Here is a 17,974-nt window from a genome sequence, read left to right as displayed (position 1 = left end):
GAATGAAAAAGCTTGCACTTTTGATTGTTTTTATTGTTTTCATACAAGTTATGCCTGTTTCGGCAAACTCCTATACCCGAAATAATTTTGTTGCGATTATGTACCACAAGCTATCTGAAAATCCGAGCGAGTGGAGTCCCTGGTGCACTTCGCCGCAGAATTTTGAAAATGATATTCTTTATCTGAAAGAAAAAGGCTATGTTTTCAAAACAGCAGGGGAGATTGCACAAAATCCGCCTGACCCCAATCAAAAAACCGCGGTTTTGACATTTGATGATGGATATATGAGCGATTATGTATACGCGCTTCCCATTTTAGAAAAACACGGTGCCTGTGCGACTTTCTTTGTGATAGGCAGCCGATTGAATTATTCCGACTATTTGACCGATGATACATTAAAGCTCTTGTCGCAGTCCCCCCGGGCAGAAATCGGAAACCATTCGTATTATCTGCATTTAAATGCTTATCTTACCATAAAACGTCTGCATATCAAACGGACGCCTAACTATGTTTTGAATGATTTTGCACACAACAAATCTCATCTGGAAAAAATGATCGGCAGACCGGTTACCTCCCTTTCTTATCCAAACGGGGTATATTCCGCCAATTCCGATCGTCTGGTACACGAGCGCGGGCTTGGAAACATCACCTTTTCCACCGGCGGAGAACCCTATGTGTTTCCGACAGCCAACATTGTCGGCAGACGCAATCGCGGTCACGAGGACCTCATCACAGATATTGCCAAATAAAAAGGATGTTCCGTACGGAACATCCTTTTTTATTTTTTCTTCATAGCCGTAGGTCTTACGCCGAAATAATTGGTAAAAGCCTGGGAAAAAGCGCCCTGTGAGGAATAGCCTTCAATTTCTGCTATCTCCTTGACTGCAAGATTAGACCCTAAAAGCATTTTCTTCGCTGCTTCCATACGGATGCCGGTGAGGTACTGCTTCGGAGATTGCCCGCACCGGGCTTTAAACAGCTTACAGAGATGCTTTTCAGAAACATTGATTTCTCTCGCGATATCATTCATGGAAAGATGACGGTAATGGTTTCGTTTCATCAGGCTGACCGCTGCTTCAAAATAGCCGCGCTCCACGGGAGTTTCCCCGTGGCGTACCGCCAGGAAAGGCAAACACCCTAAAAATGCCGATAGGGCAACTTCTTCATTTTTATCTTTATCGCACACTTTGAGCGCCATTCGCAACAGCGCTTCCACATATGGCAAATTGTTAATGTTAAACGTACCGTGGGTTGTGGGGGAGAGTCCGATTTCTTTCAAAAGTATTTCTGCACTTTCTCCGTCAAAGGCAAACCAGAAAAGCTCATGAGATTGCCCGTCAAAATCCATACTGTGCACCGTTTGCTTTGCCACTAAAAATCCCTGCCCTGCCTGAATTTCCTGTCCGCAATATCGCATTTTGCCTTTGGTGACAAAATGCAAAATATACACATTCCGCATATAGGGCTTTACCCTATGCTTGCCTGTCCACCCCATATATCCGAGTTCCGAAATGTAAAGCTTTTGCCGCAAGGATGTGAAGTGATGTACCTTCGTTTGCATGGTCGTACCCCCTTTCTCCTTTATTATACATTTATTTTGCGTATTTTTCAACAACTTTTGCGTATTTTTTGTATATATTTTTTCTGCGCCGTATTTTATAATAAAAGCAGAGAAAGGAGAAAGAACCATGAAGAAAAGTATTTGTTTGATCCTAATTTTTTCGCTTATGCTGTCTATATGCAGTGTTATGGCTGTTTCAGCAGAAGAAGAGCTGATTTTCCCGGTGTCTGAAACCACAGGAAAGTGGGGCACATCCTCTGCCGCACCCGGCTATGACGGCGGCAAGCATCAGTGGAGCTCCGAAAAGGGCGCAACCTTCAAAATTGCTCTGGAAATCCCGAAGGCAGGGAATTATGAGCTGTTTTTCTGGAAATCGGTGCATGAAAACACATCTAACGAAATGCCTCTGTATCTGACCAGAAACGGAAAAACCGAGCAGATTGCCAACATCAATCAGAAAACCGGCGAAACAGGTTGGGCTTCTATTGGTATATTTGATTTTGACGGCAAAAGTGAGGCGTACGTCAGCGGTGAAGTGACAAAGCCTACCGCGCGTGTAAATGCTGTAAAGCTTGAAGAAACCACCAAACCCGTAACCGAAATTGTTATCGAAATGCCTGAAGAAACCGAAACACCGGCTGAAGAAACGGTCGAAGAACCCGAAATCACGAACGAAACGATTTACCTGTCACAGGAAGTGAAAGGAATCCCGGACGGTGACGGCATTATCTTCCCGCTTTCCGAAGCAAAGGGTAAGTGGAATGCCTCTAAAACCGTACCCGGTTATGACGGGGACAAGCATTACTACACCTATTCTAAAGGTGCTTCCTTTAAAATTGGCATTGATGTACCCGAAGCAGGCAATTATGAGGTGTTTTACTGGAAACCCGTTCATTCCAATTCCTCTCCTGCTATGGCATTGAGCCTGACACATAACGGCAAAACCGAAAATGTTAAACCCGTAGACCTCACCACAGGCGAAACCGGTTGGGAATCGGTTGGCGTGTTTCATTTTGATGATGTAAATGAGGCATATCTCGGTGCTGTTATTGAAAAGAGCAATTACAGAGCTTCTGCGGTAAGACTCGTTAAAACCGACAAAGAAGTAACTGAATTTGCAGATGCCCCTGCTCAGGAAGAAAAACCTGCAGAACCGGAAGAAAAGCCTGAAATTACCGAAGATACTGTGTATTTGTCCCGGGAAGTGGTTGCAATTCCTTCTGAGGACGGCGGTTATATTTTTCCACTTTCCGAAGCAAAAGGCAAATGGGCGAAAACCTCTTCTTCGCCCGGTTATGATGGTAAGGGACATTATTACAGTTCTACCCCCGGTGCATCTTTCAAAATGGGTATTGATGTGCCCGAAGCAGGTAACTATGAAGTATTTTTATGGAACCCGGTACACACTTCCGCTTCCAAGAAATTAACTTTACAACTAAACCACAACGGCAAAAAAGAACCCGTTAAAACCATCAGCCAAACCGAAGGCGAACCGGGTTGGGTTTCCCTCGGCGTATTTAACTTTGACGATGTGAACGAAGCCTATGTAGGGCAGATTATCGAATCGGGTATGCACCGTCTTTCCGCAGTTAAACTGATTAAAACCGACAAGGAAATCACTACTTTCGAAGTAGAGGCACCTGTTGTAATTGATGTAGAACCTTATCCCGGTTTCTCCTATCCCGAATACAACGATGCCGGTGAAAAATGGTGGGGTTGGAGCGGTTCTTTGGCAGGTCCTATCAAAAATTATCCCGGTTCGTTATGGACCACTAAGCAAGGGGCAACCTGTAAATACGACCCCGATATTACCGCAGTAGGCAATGTTCGTGTTACTGTTTACAAGTTGTGGTACAAAGGCGGCAATGACACAAATGTACGCTACGATGTACATCACAATGGGGAAGTCGATACCTTCTATATTGATACAGCCGCAGGTGGCGGTGACGAGTGGATTACCCTCGGTGATTTCTATTTTGCCGGCACAGGTGATGAATATGTGGAGCTGATTCGCGAAACCGAAACAACTGCCGCCATCAACACGCGTGCAAGTGCTGTTCGTTTCGATATTTTAAGTTCTGTAGACAATAGCATCTGGAACACCATTTATATTACCCCTAACCTTTTAATGCTCGGCAAAGCACAGATGAGTCATTTAAACAAATTTGCCGATATGGACGGACATTGGGCAGAATATGATGTTGAATATATGGCAGACAAGAAATATATCAACGGTAAAGCAGAAAGCGCTTTCGCACCCGAAGATACCATTACCCGTGCAGAAGCAACCGCAATCTTGGCAAGAAGCGTTTGCCCCGAAGAAACAGACGCACCGTCTTATCCCGATGTAACGCCCGATGCATGGTACTACAAAACCATTGCAAGTGCGAAAAGCTACGGACTTTTGGATAATTTCCCCACCGAAAACGGTTTCTTGCCCGATCAACCCATTACCCGTGAAGAATTGACACTTCTTATTTATAACGCAGTTCAAAAGAGTGGCAAATCCTTCCCCTGGTTGGATTCTGTGCCCAACAACTTTGAAAAATATGCAGATAAAACAGACATCAATCCTTTTGCCGCCGAAAGCTTTAATGTTTTGGTACATATGGGCGTAATCAACGGCACAAGCGACACAACCCTTTCTCCGAAAAATACTGCAACCCGTGCAGAGGCGGCGGCACTTTTGAAGCGATATATGGAAACCTGTGTCTGGTCAGGACCCCCGGCAGGGCAGGAATGGGTTATGACCTTTAATGATGAATTTAATGGCGACAGCTTGAATTGGGACGTATGGGACAGCGAACACTCTGCAGGTAGAGCATCGCTGCAATCCTCCAGATGGCGCGAAAATGCCGTTGTAGAAAACGGTATGCTTCGTTTGATGACTTTGAAGCAAGAACGTGGCGGTAAGCATTGGACCACCGCCAGCGTTTGGGTTAAGCGTGACGTGTTTACCCAGGCATACGGCTATTGGGAAGCGCGTTATCGTTACTGTGCGGCGCAAGGCATCAACAACGCCTGGTGGAATCGCACAAAGGAAAGCTCTTCTACACCGCCTCACGGTTTTGAAATCGACATCAACGAAGGTCATTATCCCAACAAGATGAATTCTACCCTCCACACAGCGGTAGACTTAAATGGTAACAAAGCTTCCTTGTCTTACGCATATACTGCGCCTTATGACCTGTCGGCTGACTTCCACACCTATGCGGTAGAATGGACAGATTCCGAGCTGATTTTCTATTTCGATGGCACCGAGGTTTCCCGTAAGCCCAACACCAACGCCACCACCGGTGTAACCCCCTGGTTCTCCACAGCGGTTATGAACTGGGCAGGACAAATCAGCGACGAGGCAGACGGCACCAGCATGGATATCCAGTACGTTCGTCTGTATCAGACCAAAGAACGGTATGAGGCACAGCAAGCCGAAAACGCAGAAGTTCCTGCAGAATAATTTAAGCAACAAAAAGGGAATGTTCCACGTGGAACATTCCTTTTTTTAATTTCCTAAGCAATGGGGGCAGGCGAGATATCCGCTTGCTTTTGCCGTTGCCGTATCATATATTCTGTAAGCCACATCCTGATGTCGACTGCAACCGTAGAGGTGATATAAGTCCGCGCCGTCGCTATACACCACAACCGCATTTGCATTGTACCAGGAAACTCTGTCTTTGTTTTCACGCCACTGTTCTGCTTCCTCCAGAAGCTCTTCGTTTTCGGTTTTCAGCGAATCCACATCCTCCTGAAGCAATTCCATTTCGGTTTCGGTGGCATCAAGCTGTGCCTGCAAGGCATCTCTTTCTTCTGTTACTTCGTTCAGTTCTTCTTTTGTTTGCTTTACTTCATGCTCCATTTGCGCAACAGATGCTTTTGAGCCGTTCTTTTCTGAAAGCATATCGCCAAAGGATGCCAAAGCAAATCCCACCACAGCTACAACCAATACCACGATTAGAAGAATCAGCGGTGTCAGCATGCGTTGCTTTCTTTTGCGTGCCTGATAGGCGAACATTTCACTTTCCAATGATTGCGTTTTAACACTTTCATGATGCGTCGCACAATATTCCGCATAAAAATTCTTTACAAACTGCTCCTTTGTTAAGAACTCGACCTTGTCATCCTCATTTTCCCAGCCGTAGATTGCCTGCATATCTCTGGCGTAGTCCCTCATCTTTTCGGGAACGCTTTCTAACGCAATTTCATACTTTACAATCTCACCGTCTTCAAACAAATAGGCATCAATTTCGCCCAGCTCGCGCTGTACAATCTCTTTGATGCTGATTTTTTCGGATTTAAAACCCATCGTATCCACCTCTCGACATATTTCTACAAATATTATAACAGTTTACAGAAAAAAGTCAAGAGGAAGATACAGTCTTGTTCGCAAGCAGACCGAAAGTGAAGACGGTACAGATGTATTTGCTCACTTTTCAGCAATCCAGATGGATGGCTACAAGACTCTTGAAGAAGGAGCAGAAGTTACTTTTGAAGTAGCCGAAGGTGCGAAAGGTCCTCAGGCTACGAACATTCAGAAAGCATAATTTGCCCTAAAACTACTTAAGTTTTGAGTAATAGTTTTGAGGCTTCAAATATATTTAGTCTCCTAGTAACAAACTGAAACGAACCTCTTTTCAGAGGTTCGTTTTTTGTATGTTGATTATGATTTTTTCTTCAGTGCGTGGCTTAGGGAGGAAACATACTTAAAGCCCGTGGCTTTTGCGGCATCTGTAAGCGACACACCGCTTGCAATTAGTTCATTGGCAATGCTGAGGCGAAGCTTGGATAAATAGGCGTAAGGCGTCATTCCTATTGAAGCTTTGAACTTTCTTATAAAATAATCTTCGCTTAAAAATAAACCGGATGCAATTTCTTTAATGGTTATGTCGTGCATATAGTTGGTTTCCATATATGTAATGCTTGCTAAAATGTCATTGTTTTCCGACTTTGAAATCGGATTTACAGAAAAGAAAAGAGTTAAAAATGCCTCTAAAACTTTGGCCGCAATGTCCTTGTTTTCGGTTGTCTTGTTCTGTGCATAATTCCATGCAGTTATTTCCATTATTTCAAGAAATTTTTCAAATAACGGGTGTGTGTGGATATCGGCGGATATGGGATTTGCCGACATAACCGAAGGGGAGAGCAAAAAGTTGTAAAAAAGGTGGTCAAGTCTGTCGTGCGGGTCTTGTCTTATGACAAAAGGAAGAGAAGAGGGGAAAAGATAAAAGTGGTTTTTGCGGAGTTTAAATTCCTCGGCACCAAAACTAAAATATGCAGAGCCACCGCGAATGTAATAGAGTCTGTAGGGTGTCGGAATATTTTTGGTGAACCAATTTTCAGGTGCAATACACACTCCGCAAGTAAAAAGAGAGACGGAATTTATCATATCAATCACTTCCTTAAGTCGATTTTGAACAATCATTTTTACAATTTAATATATTTACAAATTTTGTTGATTATACTATACTGATTATATCATAATATGCTTGAAGGTGCAAGAAATTATGTCGATTTTAAAGGGGGATTTTTATGAAAGAGAACAATTTGGCTTTTCAGAAAATACTGGATGACAGATTCGGGATGTTTGTGCATTTCGGAATTTACAGTGCAATGGCAGGCTCTTACAACGGCAGAAAATGTGAATGGCTCGGCGAATGGATTCAGCAGAGACTTGAAATTCCCATTGCAGAGTATGAAGCCTTTGGAAGAAAGTATTTTTGTCCTGCTCCGGATTTTGCAAAGAATCTTGTTGCAAGTGCGAAAAAGGCCGGCATTAAATACATCGTTTTAACCAGTAAGCATCACGACGGGTTTTGCTTGTTCAAAAGCGAGTATACCGATTATTCTACTTACGGATTCTTTGGCAGAGATATTTGTAAAGAACTTTCGGATGAATGCAAAAAACAAGGCATGGGACTTGGCTTTTATTATTCGCATACTCTTGATTGGTATGAAAAGGATGCGGGTGGAAATATGGAATCTTCAACCAAAATACCGCAAAAAAACAGAAATTACTGGGATTATCCGGATGATAATATCAAGCTTGAAAAGTATCTTTACGAAAAATGTTTTCCGCAGGTGAAAGAGCTTCTTACGAATTATGGGGATTTGAAGATAATATGGTTTGACTATCCGCACGATATTTTAAAGGAACAGTCGCAGGAATTGCGTGCGTTGGTAAAAAGCCTGCAGCCCGATTGTCAGATTAACTCAAGAATTGCACACAACTGTAATGATTATGAATCCCTCGGGGACAACGCGCTTCCCGTAGCGCCGGTTGGTGTGAATATGGAATGTCTGATTACCCTTAATGACACCTGGGGATATAAGGCACAGGATAACAATTGGAAAACACCGGACGACGTTTGCGGAATTCTTTGCAGAACGTTAGGCAGTAACGCTTCGCTTCTTCTGAATGTAGGGCCTAAAGGCGACGGAAGTCTTACGCGGGAAACCGAAGACATATTGAAAAAAATGGGAGAGTGGACCGCAAGAAACAGCGAAGCGGTATATGGCGGAATAAAAGGCAATCCTTTCCCGAATATATTTTCCTGGGGACAAATTGGGTATAAAGATAAAAATATGTATCTTTATATAAGAGACAAATCACAAAAAGAAATTAAAATAAATATAGGTGCAGGTAACGAGGTTGAAAAGGTATCTGTTATAGGTTTGGAGGAAGAGGTTCGGTACAGCTTTGTTGACGGTGTGCTTACCATAACGCAGACAGAGACCGAATTGATGATGCCGGTATATAAAATTGAATTCAAAAACCAACCCGATATTTCCAAAGAAATTGTGCAACACGGAGGTAAGCTTTTCCTTGGGGTTTTATGGGCAAGCAAAGTGGAAAAGGGCAATGAGAACGGTGAAAGCACAAAGCTTTTTTATGAGAAGGGACCCTTTATCGACGATTACGGAAAACACGGCCTGTGTGTGGGCAAAGACTGTCAGGCTTCGTTCTGGCTGGACAGCAACGAGGTTATGTGCTGGGATGCATATTTTACCGAAGCGGGTGAATACGAGGCATCACTTACACACGCCTATACATTTAACCAGGTGGAGCAGAAAGAGGAGTACTGTGACTATACTTTAACGGTTGACGGTACAAGTCAGTCGGTAAATATGAAAGAAGAAAAGAGACGGTTTTATTTAAGCAAAACCACCGATGTCAATACAAGAATTGTCCGCGATGCAGGCGTATTTAAGATTGACAAACCGGGAAAATACAGAATTTTGCTTTCAAAACCGGAACCCGGTGACGATATGCGCATTGAAAATGTGGAATTTGATAAAATTAAATAAAAAAACCACCCATCACATTGATATGCACCCCAAAAGTTAGACACTTTTGGGGTGCATATCAGAATCGGGATACGAACGCAGTGAGCCCTCGCGGAAAGTATTGCAAAGCAAACTTTCTGCGATAAACGAGCAGACCGCCTGCAAAGCGATGCCGTACAACCTTAGTTGCACGGCGAGTAGAAAAGGGCGCGTCTGCGAGTGGCGACAGGACAGCGTCGGTGCAAGAACTTTTTTATCGCAATCCGCTTACAGCGTTTTGCTCTCTTTCCGTTCTGCACCTCCTTTTAGCCGAAAAGTTTGCAAACAATACTTTTCGGCTGGTTCGCCAAAAGTATTCTCCGAAACTTTTGGCGATTAGCGCGCGAACAGACCGAAAATAAAGCCGCTTGTATACAAGTGGCGTATGATTAGGTCTTGTTCGCAAGCAGGTTCAAGTCCTTTTCATTTCAACATAAAATAACACCCCCAAATTCTTGGGGGTGTTATTTTATGGTCGAGGCGACAGGACACGTCTTGCTTCGCAATCCGCACCGCTTGACGACCGCTCCGCACTGCTCGCGGTACCCGTCTGCGCGCCGCTCACCTATAAAACAGTCCGCCGGACTGTTTTATTTCACGGTTCGCGCCTTCTTAAGGTTCAAGTCCTTTTCATTTCAACATAAAATAACACCCCCAAATTCTTGGTGGTGTTTTTATGGTCGAGGCGACAGGACTTGAACCTGCGGCATCTTGCTCCCAAAGCAAGCACTCTACCAAACTGAGCTACGCCTCGTTAAAGTCGGTTTAAACCGACTTGTATTAGTATAGCACAAAATTTCAGAAAATGCAAGTATTATTTTAACAATGCATCCAACAAAGAAATCATTTGCTTCATATCTTTAAAATTCAGCTCAATTTTGCCTTTATAGCCGTTGGAATACTGAATTTTAACCTTTGTGCCGTATTTATTTTCCATTTTCTTCTGCGAATCAGCTACGGCATTTTCAAAATTCTGATCTTTTATAGGCTTCGCCTTTTCTTTTTTCGGTTTCTGATTCATCAGTGCTTCGGTCTGACGAACATTTAAATCCTTTTCCACAACCTCTTTCGCAAGAGCATCAATTTGCTTTGCATCTGCACCGAGCAATACCTTTGCATGGCCAACGCTCAACACACCATCCTGCACGAGTTTTGCGGTTTTCTCGGGAAGAGACAGCAAGCGAAGTGCATTGGCAATTCCCGAACGGCTCTTGCCGATTTTCTGCGCCACCGTTTCCTGGGTCAGATTGAATTTTTCCATCAACTGCTTATAACCGAGCGCCTCTTCAATGGGATTCAAATCTTCTCTTTGCAGATTTTCAATCAAAGCGATTTCCTCTGCTTCCTGCGCTGTGTATTCACGAATCACAACCGGCACTTCTTTTAAGCCCGCTTTTTTTGCGGCTCTCCAGCGCCGTTCCCCTGCAACAATGCGGTAATACCCCTCTTCTTTGGTTACAATAAGCGGCTGAACAATGCCATGCTCCTTCACAGACTCCGCCAATGCCTCTATTTTTTCAGGGTCAAAATTCTTTCTGGGCTGTTCCCGGTTGGGTTCAATTTCATTAATCGGCAACACACTGGTTTCCCTGTTCAGAACAACCGGCTCTGCTACCTCGGGAATCAGTGCGTTGACACCCAAGCCTCTGCCAAGCCCTCTTTTTTTCATTACCATACCTTTATCATCCTTTCAATGTTCCACGTGGAACATCAGCTGTTTTTCTTAATAAATTCCTTTGCAAGCTTTTCGTACGCCAACGCGCCTGCTGCCGTTCTGTCAAACACCAGAATCGGCTCTCCGAAGGACGGCGCTTCCGAAAGACGAACATTACGGGGAATCAAGGTTTTGTAAACCTTCTGCCCGAAATATTTCTTAACCTCTTCCACCACCTGAATGGAAAGATTGGTTCTGCCGTCAAACATAGTCATAACAACACCCTCTATATCCAGTTCAGGGTTTAATGCTTTTTTGACCATATTTACCGTTTTGGTCAGCTGTGCAATGCCTTCCAACGCGTAATACTCGCATTGCACCGGCACGATTACTGCATCCGCCGCCGCAAGACCGTTTAAAGTAATCAATCCCAATGACGGAGGAGAATCAATAAAAATAAAGTCGTACTGATCTTTGATTTCTTCCAGAGCATCCCGAAGCAAGAACTCGCGTCTTTTCGCACCCACCAATTCGATTTCCGCGCCTGCAAGACTGATGTCCGAGCCGATAATCTGCATGGAAAAATAAGAAACATCCGTCACGGCACTTTCCGCCGGCACGCCGTTTACCAAAACATCATATATCGTAGCTTCCATATGCTCCGCATATACACCCAACCCGCTTGTTGTATTTCCCTGTGGGTCTATATCTACCACCAGAACCTTTTTACCAAGAGCCGCGACACAAGCCGAAAGATTAACCGCCGTAGTTGTTTTGCCTACGCCGCCTTTCTGGTTTGCGATTGCCACAATTTTTCCCATATCTGCCTCCAAAAAATTCCTTTATATATCTCTTCTAAAAGTATTATAACAAAAACCGTCCGCAATTTCAAGTGTAACTGTAAAAAAAGACCCGCTTTTCCAAATGTTTTATACTTTTAAACGCTCTGTAATTGATTTGTAACATAAAATGGGGTATAATAATAGTGTAAAATGAAAAAAACTATCAGGAGGTGTACGCAATGCGTAAAATCAAACGTTTCGTTACAGTTTTAGTTGCACTTTTAGCATTGCTTTGCCCCGTAGCTACATATGCAGCACCCCAGACGCTTTCGGCAGGCGCAGGTTCAAATTCCTATAACCTGATTGTAATTACCAATCCGCCAAGCTTTTCGTCCACTTCTCAGGGCGGTGTTGTTTTCTGCGGTTACGGCAGCAAAAACACAACGGTAACCCTTTACCGTTTCAACAACGCAACCCAAAGATATGAAAAAATGGGTGTTTCCGCATCCACCATTAATGACTCGGGCGTGTTCTGGAAAAAGGTAAACCTGCCCGGCGGCTTAAACAAAATTCTGATTTATGCAGAAAACGGTGGTTATCATCAGGTTGTTCGTCGCGAAGTAACCGTTACAAGTTCTTCTTTCACACAGAAGATGAAAGATTATACCGTAAATATGTCCACCGCATTACAGATGGGCAGATAAGGGGAGTCCCTTATGAAAAAAGAAACTTTAAAAACCTTGATTTTAACACTACTGATTTTCAGTAGTGTTATTTTAAGTGTTCAGGTTTTGTTGCAGAATGCCTCATGGACAACCGACATCAGTCTGCTATCCCTTTTAGCAGGCACAGAAAGCGAAAAAGAGGAAGCCATCAACATTAACGATACAGGCGCGCTGAGCAGTGTGTTCTCGCCCTCATCCTTTTTGCTGACTTATGCCGACGGCAGACTATTTTACAGCTCCACCCAACAGGAGGGCAAGGATATCCGGACACCCTTTAACCGCATTTTAAAATCTGCCCTGCAGTCTGAAAATGCCGTAACTGTTACGGAGGAGGACTGGCAATCGGCTTTACAGCAGCAAAGCATTTATGCCGACTACTTTGTCCCGGTCAGTGTGGATGCCATGTCAGCCTTTCTGGGCAACACCAAAACCGCCCGCTTTGATACTGAGGCCTTTGATCGGATTGTCGTTTGCTTCAACCCTGTAACCTCGGGCGCAGAGGTTTTTCTGCGGGACAGCGCATCGGACAAACAGGTTTCTATCCCGGTTGGTGATGCAACCGCCCTGCAAACAATGTTCGATTCCTTTGCAAATGCACCAAAACAGAGCTATTCTTATGCTTTTGAATTGAATTTAGACAAAAAAATGGACGGTGCCGATGTACAGCAAAACGTCCTGCTGGATTCTTATGTACTTTTGCCGTTAGAACCGCACGCCATGAACATTATCCGCGCGCAAAACGTCGCTTTTAACGAAAAAAACACAGACAGAATTTTAACTCTTTTTGGTTATAATCCGAAAATTGTCAGAAAATTTACCGAAAACAACGGAAATTTGCTCTTTGTCGATCAATATTCCACTCTCTCGGTTAACCCTGCCAGCGGTCATCTTATATATACGGCAGAATCGGGCAGAGGCATTCCGCTTCAGGGGGACGGCTCCCTTTCTTCCAACGCCACCGCCTGCGGTAAGCTTCTTGACGATTTGTTTAACCTTTTTGAGATGGATCCCAACGTCACGCTGTTTATCAATACACCTTTAACCGGGACAGCAAAGGACAAATACACCGTTTCGTTTGAATATCTGTTTGACGGCAACCGGATTTTAAGCAAGAAAAACAGTTGTGAAATTACGGTAGATGACGGAAAAATCATAAACTTCCGTGCCACCATCCGAAATTATACTTTGGTTTCGGATGCAGGCGAGCGTCACGCCATTGAGGTGCTGGATTATCTCTACAGCAGTATGGAGCAGGATATGCTGGTTGTAAACGAGCTTTACACCGGTTACACCCAAAGCAACGGCGATATGCCCATGACCTGGAAAGCAGGCATTGAGGGCAGCCGTGAAATCATTACAGTAGAATAAACCGCACCGCAAGTATCGACCCGAACATACCAACTAAATCCGCTATAACGGCAGCCTTTGCCGTGTGGCGGATTTTTGTTATGCCCACAGCACCGTAATAGACCGCAATGGTGTAAAAAGTAGTTTCGGTCGAGCCCATCATAACCGAGGCACAAAGTCCTGTAAAGGAATCGGGTGAGTGGGTTTTAAAAATATCGGTAATAACTGCCATGGCGCCGCTTCCCGAAATGGGTCGCATCAGCATAAGCGGCAGCAAAGGGGAGGGAAGCCCGATTTTTTCGGTCAAAGGTGCGCAAAGCCTTGCCAGCAAATCAAACGCCCCCGATGCCCGAAGCATGGAAACCGATACAATCAGTCCCAAAAGGGCAGGAAAGATTTTCAGCAGGGTCGAAATGCCGTCCCCTGCGCCCTCCATAAACGCCTCGTACACTTTCACGCGTTTGTATAAGCCGTACCAAAGGATACCCAGAATAATGGACGGTATGCTCAAGATTCCTATCAGTTGCATTTTTCTTACCTCCGCTTTTCAAAATGCTTTGCAGTTAAAATTCCTAAAACTGCCGCCGCCACCGACACCAGCCACACACAGGGCAGGACAATATAGGGCTTTTCCGAGCCGTAGCTGCTCCGCAGCGCAAAAAGAGTGGTGGGGATCAACTGAATGGAGGCGGTGTTGATGACTACAAACAGACACATATCATTGGTGGCAACCCCTTTTTTGCCGTTTTCTTTTTCCATAAGCTCCATTGCCTTTAATCCAAAAGGCGTTGCCGCATTGCCAAGTCCCAAAAGGTTTGCGGTAATATTCATTAAAATGGCTTTTCGGGTTTCATCCCGTCGCACCCCGCGAAATAGCTTTGTGATGAGCGGTTTTAAAAGGTTGGAAAATCGGTTTAAAAGCTCGGCTTTTTCTGCAATGCGCATCATGCCCATCCAAAAGCACATTATCCCCAACACCGAAACAGAGGTTTGTACCGCTTCGTTTGCCCCTTCCATTGCCGCCGAGGCGGTTTGCTCGATTCTGCCCGTGAAAATGCTGACTAAAAAGGCAACCGATATCAGCGCCACCCATATCCGGTTCATCATTTCTTGTCTCGCCTCCTTAAACCGCTTTCTTTCCAGTTTATGCACAAACGTTGCGTATTAAGACCTATTCGTTGATACTTTCGCAAATCCATCTATTGAAATCAACAGGAACATATGATATAATATATAATAAGAAGAAAAGAAAGGATGATAAAATGAAAAAGGGATTTTGTTTGGTTCTGTGCGCCCTTTTGTTGCTTGGAAGTATAAACATATATGCCGCGGAAAACATTCGCGTTTATGTCAACGGAGTGCGTTTCAACGGCGATATCATTTTACAAAATGACCGCACCTTTATTCCGCTCCGGGCAGTCAGCGAGACCCTTGGCGCAAATGTAGCCTGGGATGAAACTACAAATTCCGCGTTCATCACCTTTACCGAAGACGATGCTATTGCAAAAGTCGTGGAAAATGTAAGCAGCGGTGTGGTTACCATTATAGGCATATATGATGACGGTAAAGTGACCTCTCAGTATAACACGCCTACCGTACACGGAAGCGGTGTAATTTACAAAAGCAATGGTTATATTCTGACCAACGCCCATGTAGTAGATAAGCTTCGTAATTTGACGGTTGTTTTAAATGACGGCACCTGTCTGCCCGGTCAAGTGCTGTATAGCGACGAAACAGCAGATCTCGCGGTCGTAAAAATTGATAAAATCGGCTTAAAACCCATTCCTATGGCAAAACAGGATACAGTTGTATCCGGGAAAACTGCCATTGCCATTGGCACACCTATTTCGCTATCCATGCGAAATACAGTTACCAAAGGCATCATCTGCGGAATCAATGTAAGCATTCCCGGCTCATATTACAAGCTGACCCAAACCGATGCTGCCATTAATCCGGGAAACTCGGGCGGTCCGTTGTTAAATACCAAAGGCGAGCTTGTCGGTATTGTAAGCTCCAAATTTGTACATACCGATATTGACAATGTCGGCTTTGCTGTGCCAATCGATACGGTTCAATATGCTCTCGCGCAGTTTGAGCAAAACGGAAATATCAAGCGCCCTTCTGTCGCAATTGATTTAGAACCATCCTGGGAAGCTAAAATCGGCATTCCCACGCAAAAAGGACTTCTCGTTACTTCTGATAAAATACCGAATCTTCTGACAGGTGACGAAATCACAGCGGTCAACGGCATCCCGGTGCACAGCATTACCGATTGGAACGAGGCACTAAAGCAAACTTATACAGGCAATTCTTTTTGGGTGCATATTATTCGTAACGGCGTTGAATCCGATATAGAAATTCAAGGATAAAAATAAAAAGGAGGATATATAAAAATGAAAAAACGATTCGCTTTCTTGCTGGTACTGGTACTCATCTGCTCCGTGCTTCCCGTATGGGCGCAGGAAACCGCCCCTGCCGGTTTGGTGGAAATCCAGTTCTGTGTAGGCGACAGTACCCTTTTGATTAACGGCAATGAGGTCGCTGTGGAAACCCCTTATGTCGTAGGTGACGGTGTAACCTTAGTCCCGCTTCGTGTAATTACCGAAGCCTTTGGTGCAGAGGTTGGCTGGATTGAGGAGACGCAAACCATTACACTTAAATACCCCGGTGTAGAAATTGTTTTGCAAATCGGCAATCCCATTGCAGAAGTAAACGGTGTTGCAGAAACCTTGCTTGCTGCGCCCGAGCTTCCGAACAGCAGTACTATGGTTCCCTTGCGTTTTATTTCCGAAACTTTTGGTGCGACAGTTGCTTATGATGAAGCAACCGAACGTATTACGGTTACCAAAACCGCAACAAGCGGCGAAACAGTCATGGAAGGTGCAATTAATGCCGCCACAATCGGAGACAGTTATTTTGACTGGTCCATGGACAATCCAAAGGATTTTACTATGGACGAACGGTCGTTCGACGGCACCTTTACCGCCTTTTCTTACGATGATGACAATTGGTTTTGTATTCTTTACGGCGAAAAAAAGGAAGATGCAAACTTTGAAAAGACCTTCAGCTCTGTTAAGGACAGTCTTTCAGACATGACCCTGGTAAAGGCTGACAAAGGCACAACCGATGACGGTGTGCAGTACATGCATTTCCAGGCAAAAGACAAAAAGACCTTTTTAAATACCATTGTGTATTCCACCGAAACACAAATCATTATGTTAGATGCCGAATTTTCAATCGAAAATTCAGAAATCCGCGAAAAAGGTCTGGCATACATGGACAGCTTTGCGTTAAAATATGAAGGCTCTGATATTTATGACCTTTCCAACGTCAAAGATGGCTGGCGCACCTTTAAATCTGAAGGCTTAAAGCTTTCTTTCAATGTTCCTGCCGACATGATTATGCTTTCGGATGAAGATGTGGACGGCAAATATGAATTCGGATCTCCCGATGAAGAGCTCGTTCCTCGTATTTCCTTTAGCGTAACCTCAAAATCAGACGGAAAGAGTGCAGCCGATCTTGCCCTTTACGATTTTGCACACAACAAAAAATATTCCAACGAAAAACTCTTTACATTCTCCGGTGGCGTAACCGAAGCTTCCTATGCCGGATTTAAAGCTTATGAATATGCTTTCACCTGCAAATCCGAGGCGCATCCGTATATGAGTCGGGATGTGTTCTTTGAGCTTGGCGAATACATTTACAACATGCGCATTGACTTGCCTTTAGATCCTACCGCAGGCAACGAAAAAATGAATTCTATTTTCAACAGCATAAAAGCAGAACAATTGAATCCCGATGAAGTCGGTATTCTGTTGCGCAACTACCCGACCCACGACGAAAAATACGAAGAGAAAACCGAAGGGTACACCATGCAGCTGCCCACAAGCATAAAACCCGTATCGGGTGTTTATGTTGATTCTATCACCGGACTCGGTTTTATGGTTGCTTCAGAAAAAAATGCAACCATGTCCAAAAAAGTACTGGAAGAGAAACTAAATCTTATATACAAATCTGTAAAAAAAGCAAATCAAGATGTGATTTCCAGACCAAACATCACAGAGGTCAACGGCAGAATGGTCGGTTCATTTGTTCTGGCATCGGAAAAAGACGGAAAAATCTCCTATGACCTGTATTATCTGACCCTTAACAACGGTGTACATTATCATTTTATTGCCTCCGTTCCGGAAGATACCTACGCAAAAGGTACCCTTCAAGTTTTTGAGGATATTGTATCTTCTATCGAAACAGTCAAATAAAAAAAGGGAATGTAAAAAAAGTCCGGATCGCAAAAACGCGAGTATAAAGGCGAACAAAGTTTGTGCAAACGCACGAGAAAGACACAAAATGAAGAAAACACGCAAAATTTTGCGTGTTTTCTTTTGATAAATGCGTTTTTGCTATGCGCGAGCGGTTAAACAAAACAGTCCGGTGGACTGTTTTTTCAGCTCGGGGCGGAGTGGTCAAAACCGTTAGCGGTAGCGTTAAAACGGTTTTGGGTACCACAAGAGAGCTTGCTTAGGCTGCGACTACATTAAAATAAGCTCCCTCTTGCAACACACAAAATTGCTGTGCCCTAACGGGC

15 protein-coding genes and 1 tRNA gene are annotated in these 17,974 nt (G+C 44.1%); 8 read left to right on the top strand and 8 right to left on the bottom strand.

Annotated elements, in window-relative coordinates:
• Positions 1-2 precede the first annotated feature (2 nt).
• The gene (locus IJE10_03510) at positions 3-749 is read left to right on the top strand and encodes a polysaccharide deacetylase family protein (protein MBQ2967174.1); all 747 of its coding nucleotides are present in this window, start codon (positions 3-5) and stop codon (positions 747-749) included.
• Positions 750-778: 29 nt separating this feature from the next.
• Here the strand turns inward: IJE10_03510 and IJE10_03505 are convergent, their stop codons facing one another.
• Positions 779-1,561, bottom strand: coding sequence for a helix-turn-helix domain-containing protein (locus IJE10_03505; protein MBQ2967173.1), 783 nt, complete (start codon positions 1,559-1,561; stop codon positions 779-781).
• A 127-nt stretch (positions 1,562-1,688) separates the two neighbouring features.
• Here IJE10_03505 and IJE10_03500 point away from each other — a divergent pair, with 127 nt between their 5' ends.
• A complete protein-coding gene (locus tag IJE10_03500) occupies positions 1,689-5,018 on the top strand; it encodes an S-layer homology domain-containing protein (protein ID MBQ2967172.1) in 3,330 nt (1,109 codons plus the stop codon).
• Between the two features lie 45 nt (positions 5,019-5,063).
• On the opposite strand, the gene IJE10_03495 is transcribed toward IJE10_03500, so the two are convergent.
• Positions 5,064-5,864 carry a hypothetical protein gene (locus tag IJE10_03495; protein MBQ2967171.1) on the bottom strand — a complete coding sequence of 267 codons (801 nt, stop codon included), beginning with the start codon at positions 5,862-5,864 and terminating at the stop codon, positions 5,064-5,066.
• Here IJE10_03495 and IJE10_03490 point away from each other — a divergent pair.
• Positions 5,836-6,102 (top strand): cold-shock protein, encoded by a 267-nt coding sequence (locus tag IJE10_03490; protein ID MBQ2967170.1) that lies wholly within the window; start codon positions 5,836-5,838, stop codon positions 6,100-6,102. The two genes, IJE10_03495 and IJE10_03490, sit on opposite strands and share 29 nt — an antisense overlap.
• Before the next feature lie 116 nt (positions 6,103-6,218).
• Here IJE10_03490 and IJE10_03485 read toward each other — a convergent pair whose 3' ends face one another.
• The gene (locus IJE10_03485) at positions 6,219-6,944 is read right to left on the bottom strand and encodes a helix-turn-helix transcriptional regulator (GenBank protein MBQ2967169.1); all 726 of its coding nucleotides are present in this window, start codon (positions 6,942-6,944) and stop codon (positions 6,219-6,221) included.
• Positions 6,945-7,087: 143 nt separating this feature from the next.
• On the opposite strand from IJE10_03485, the gene IJE10_03480 reads away from it, so the two are divergent.
• Positions 7,088-8,863: an alpha-L-fucosidase gene (locus IJE10_03480; protein ID MBQ2967168.1), complete on the top strand. Its 1,776-nt coding sequence runs from the start codon at positions 7,088-7,090 to the stop codon at positions 8,861-8,863.
• Positions 8,864-9,558: 695 nt separating this feature from the next.
• Here the strand turns inward: IJE10_03480 and IJE10_03475 are convergent.
• The 3 genes from IJE10_03475 to IJE10_03465 all read right to left on the bottom strand — a co-directional run bounded on the left by IJE10_03475 (position 9,559) and on the right by IJE10_03465 (position 11,356).
• Positions 9,559-9,635 (bottom strand) — tRNA-Pro (locus IJE10_03475).
• Between the two features lie 60 nt (positions 9,636-9,695).
• Complete coding sequence (locus IJE10_03470) at positions 9,696-10,556, bottom strand: ParB/RepB/Spo0J family partition protein (GenBank protein MBQ2967167.1); 861 nt, start codon at positions 10,554-10,556, stop codon at positions 9,696-9,698.
• A 35-nt stretch (positions 10,557-10,591) separates the two neighbouring features.
• A complete protein-coding gene (locus IJE10_03465) occupies positions 10,592-11,356 on the bottom strand; it encodes a ParA family protein (GenBank protein MBQ2967166.1) in 765 nt (254 codons plus the stop codon).
• 200 nt (positions 11,357-11,556) lie between these two features.
• Between IJE10_03465 and IJE10_03460 the strand changes: the two genes are divergently transcribed.
• Positions 11,557-12,021, top strand: coding sequence for a hypothetical protein (locus tag IJE10_03460; GenBank protein MBQ2967165.1), 465 nt, complete (start codon positions 11,557-11,559; stop codon positions 12,019-12,021).
• A 12-nt stretch (positions 12,022-12,033) separates the two neighbouring features.
• Positions 12,034-13,410: a hypothetical protein gene (locus IJE10_03455; GenBank protein ID MBQ2967164.1), complete on the top strand. Its 1,377-nt coding sequence runs from the start codon at positions 12,034-12,036 to the stop codon at positions 13,408-13,410.
• On the opposite strand, the gene IJE10_03450 is transcribed toward IJE10_03455, so the two are convergent.
• Together IJE10_03450 and IJE10_03445 are read right to left on the bottom strand one after the other, a co-directional pair.
• Positions 13,397-13,918, bottom strand: a complete 522-nt coding sequence (locus tag IJE10_03450; protein MBQ2967163.1) for a spore maturation protein — start codon at positions 13,916-13,918, stop codon at positions 13,397-13,399. The genes IJE10_03455 and IJE10_03450 overlap by 14 nt on opposite strands.
• A 5-nt stretch (positions 13,919-13,923) precedes the next feature.
• Entirely contained in the window at positions 13,924-14,496 is a 573-nt protein-coding gene (locus IJE10_03445; GenBank protein MBQ2967162.1) for a hypothetical protein, read from the bottom strand.
• Between the two features lie 155 nt (positions 14,497-14,651).
• Here IJE10_03445 and IJE10_03440 point away from each other — a divergent pair, with 155 nt between their 5' ends.
• Positions 14,652-15,758 (top strand): trypsin-like peptidase domain-containing protein, encoded by a 1,107-nt coding sequence (locus tag IJE10_03440; protein ID MBQ2967161.1) that lies wholly within the window; start codon positions 14,652-14,654, stop codon positions 15,756-15,758.
• A gap of 24 nt (positions 15,759-15,782) precedes the next feature.
• Positions 15,783-17,648, top strand: a complete 1,866-nt coding sequence (locus IJE10_03435) for a copper amine oxidase N-terminal domain-containing protein (GenBank protein MBQ2967160.1) — start codon at positions 15,783-15,785, stop codon at positions 17,646-17,648.
• Positions 17,649-17,974: the final 326 nt, after the last annotated feature.

The sequence above is a fragment of the Clostridia bacterium genome (assembly GCA_017410375.1).
GTDB lineage: Bacteria > Bacillota > Clostridia > RGIG6154 > RGIG6154 > RGIG6154.
This window is presented reverse-complemented; position numbering and strand designations above follow the sequence as displayed.

Coding starts and splice junctions, on each gene's coding strand:
- IJE10_03485 (MBQ2967169.1), bottom strand. CDS start 6,944: ATGATAAATTCCGTCTCTCTTTTTACTTGCGGAGTGTGTATTGCACCT.
- IJE10_03495 (MBQ2967171.1), bottom strand. CDS start 5,864: ATGGGTTTTAAATCCGAAAAAATCAGCATCAAAGAGATTGTACAGCGC.
- IJE10_03440 (MBQ2967161.1), top strand. CDS start 14,652: ATGAAAAAGGGATTTTGTTTGGTTCTGTGCGCCCTTTTGTTGCTTGGA.
- IJE10_03490 (MBQ2967170.1), top strand. CDS start 5,836: ATGCTGATTTTTTCGGATTTAAAACCCATCGTATCCACCTCTCGACAT.
- IJE10_03470 (MBQ2967167.1), bottom strand. CDS start 10,556: ATGGTAATGAAAAAAAGAGGGCTTGGCAGAGGCTTGGGTGTCAACGCA.
- IJE10_03500 (MBQ2967172.1), top strand. CDS start 1,689: ATGAAGAAAAGTATTTGTTTGATCCTAATTTTTTCGCTTATGCTGTCT.
- IJE10_03505 (MBQ2967173.1), bottom strand. CDS start 1,561: ATGCAAACGAAGGTACATCACTTCACATCCTTGCGGCAAAAGCTTTAC.
- IJE10_03510 (MBQ2967174.1), top strand. CDS start 3: ATGAAAAAGCTTGCACTTTTGATTGTTTTTATTGTTTTCATACAAGTT.
- IJE10_03450 (MBQ2967163.1), bottom strand. CDS start 13,918: ATGCAACTGATAGGAATCTTGAGCATACCGTCCATTATTCTGGGTATC.
- IJE10_03465 (MBQ2967166.1), bottom strand. CDS start 11,356: ATGGGAAAAATTGTGGCAATCGCAAACCAGAAAGGCGGCGTAGGCAAA.
- IJE10_03445 (MBQ2967162.1), bottom strand. CDS start 14,496: ATGATGAACCGGATATGGGTGGCGCTGATATCGGTTGCCTTTTTAGTC.
- IJE10_03435 (MBQ2967160.1), top strand. CDS start 15,783: ATGAAAAAACGATTCGCTTTCTTGCTGGTACTGGTACTCATCTGCTCC.
- IJE10_03455 (MBQ2967164.1), top strand. CDS start 12,034: ATGAAAAAAGAAACTTTAAAAACCTTGATTTTAACACTACTGATTTTC.
- IJE10_03460 (MBQ2967165.1), top strand. CDS start 11,557: ATGCGTAAAATCAAACGTTTCGTTACAGTTTTAGTTGCACTTTTAGCA.
- IJE10_03480 (MBQ2967168.1), top strand. CDS start 7,088: ATGAAAGAGAACAATTTGGCTTTTCAGAAAATACTGGATGACAGATTC.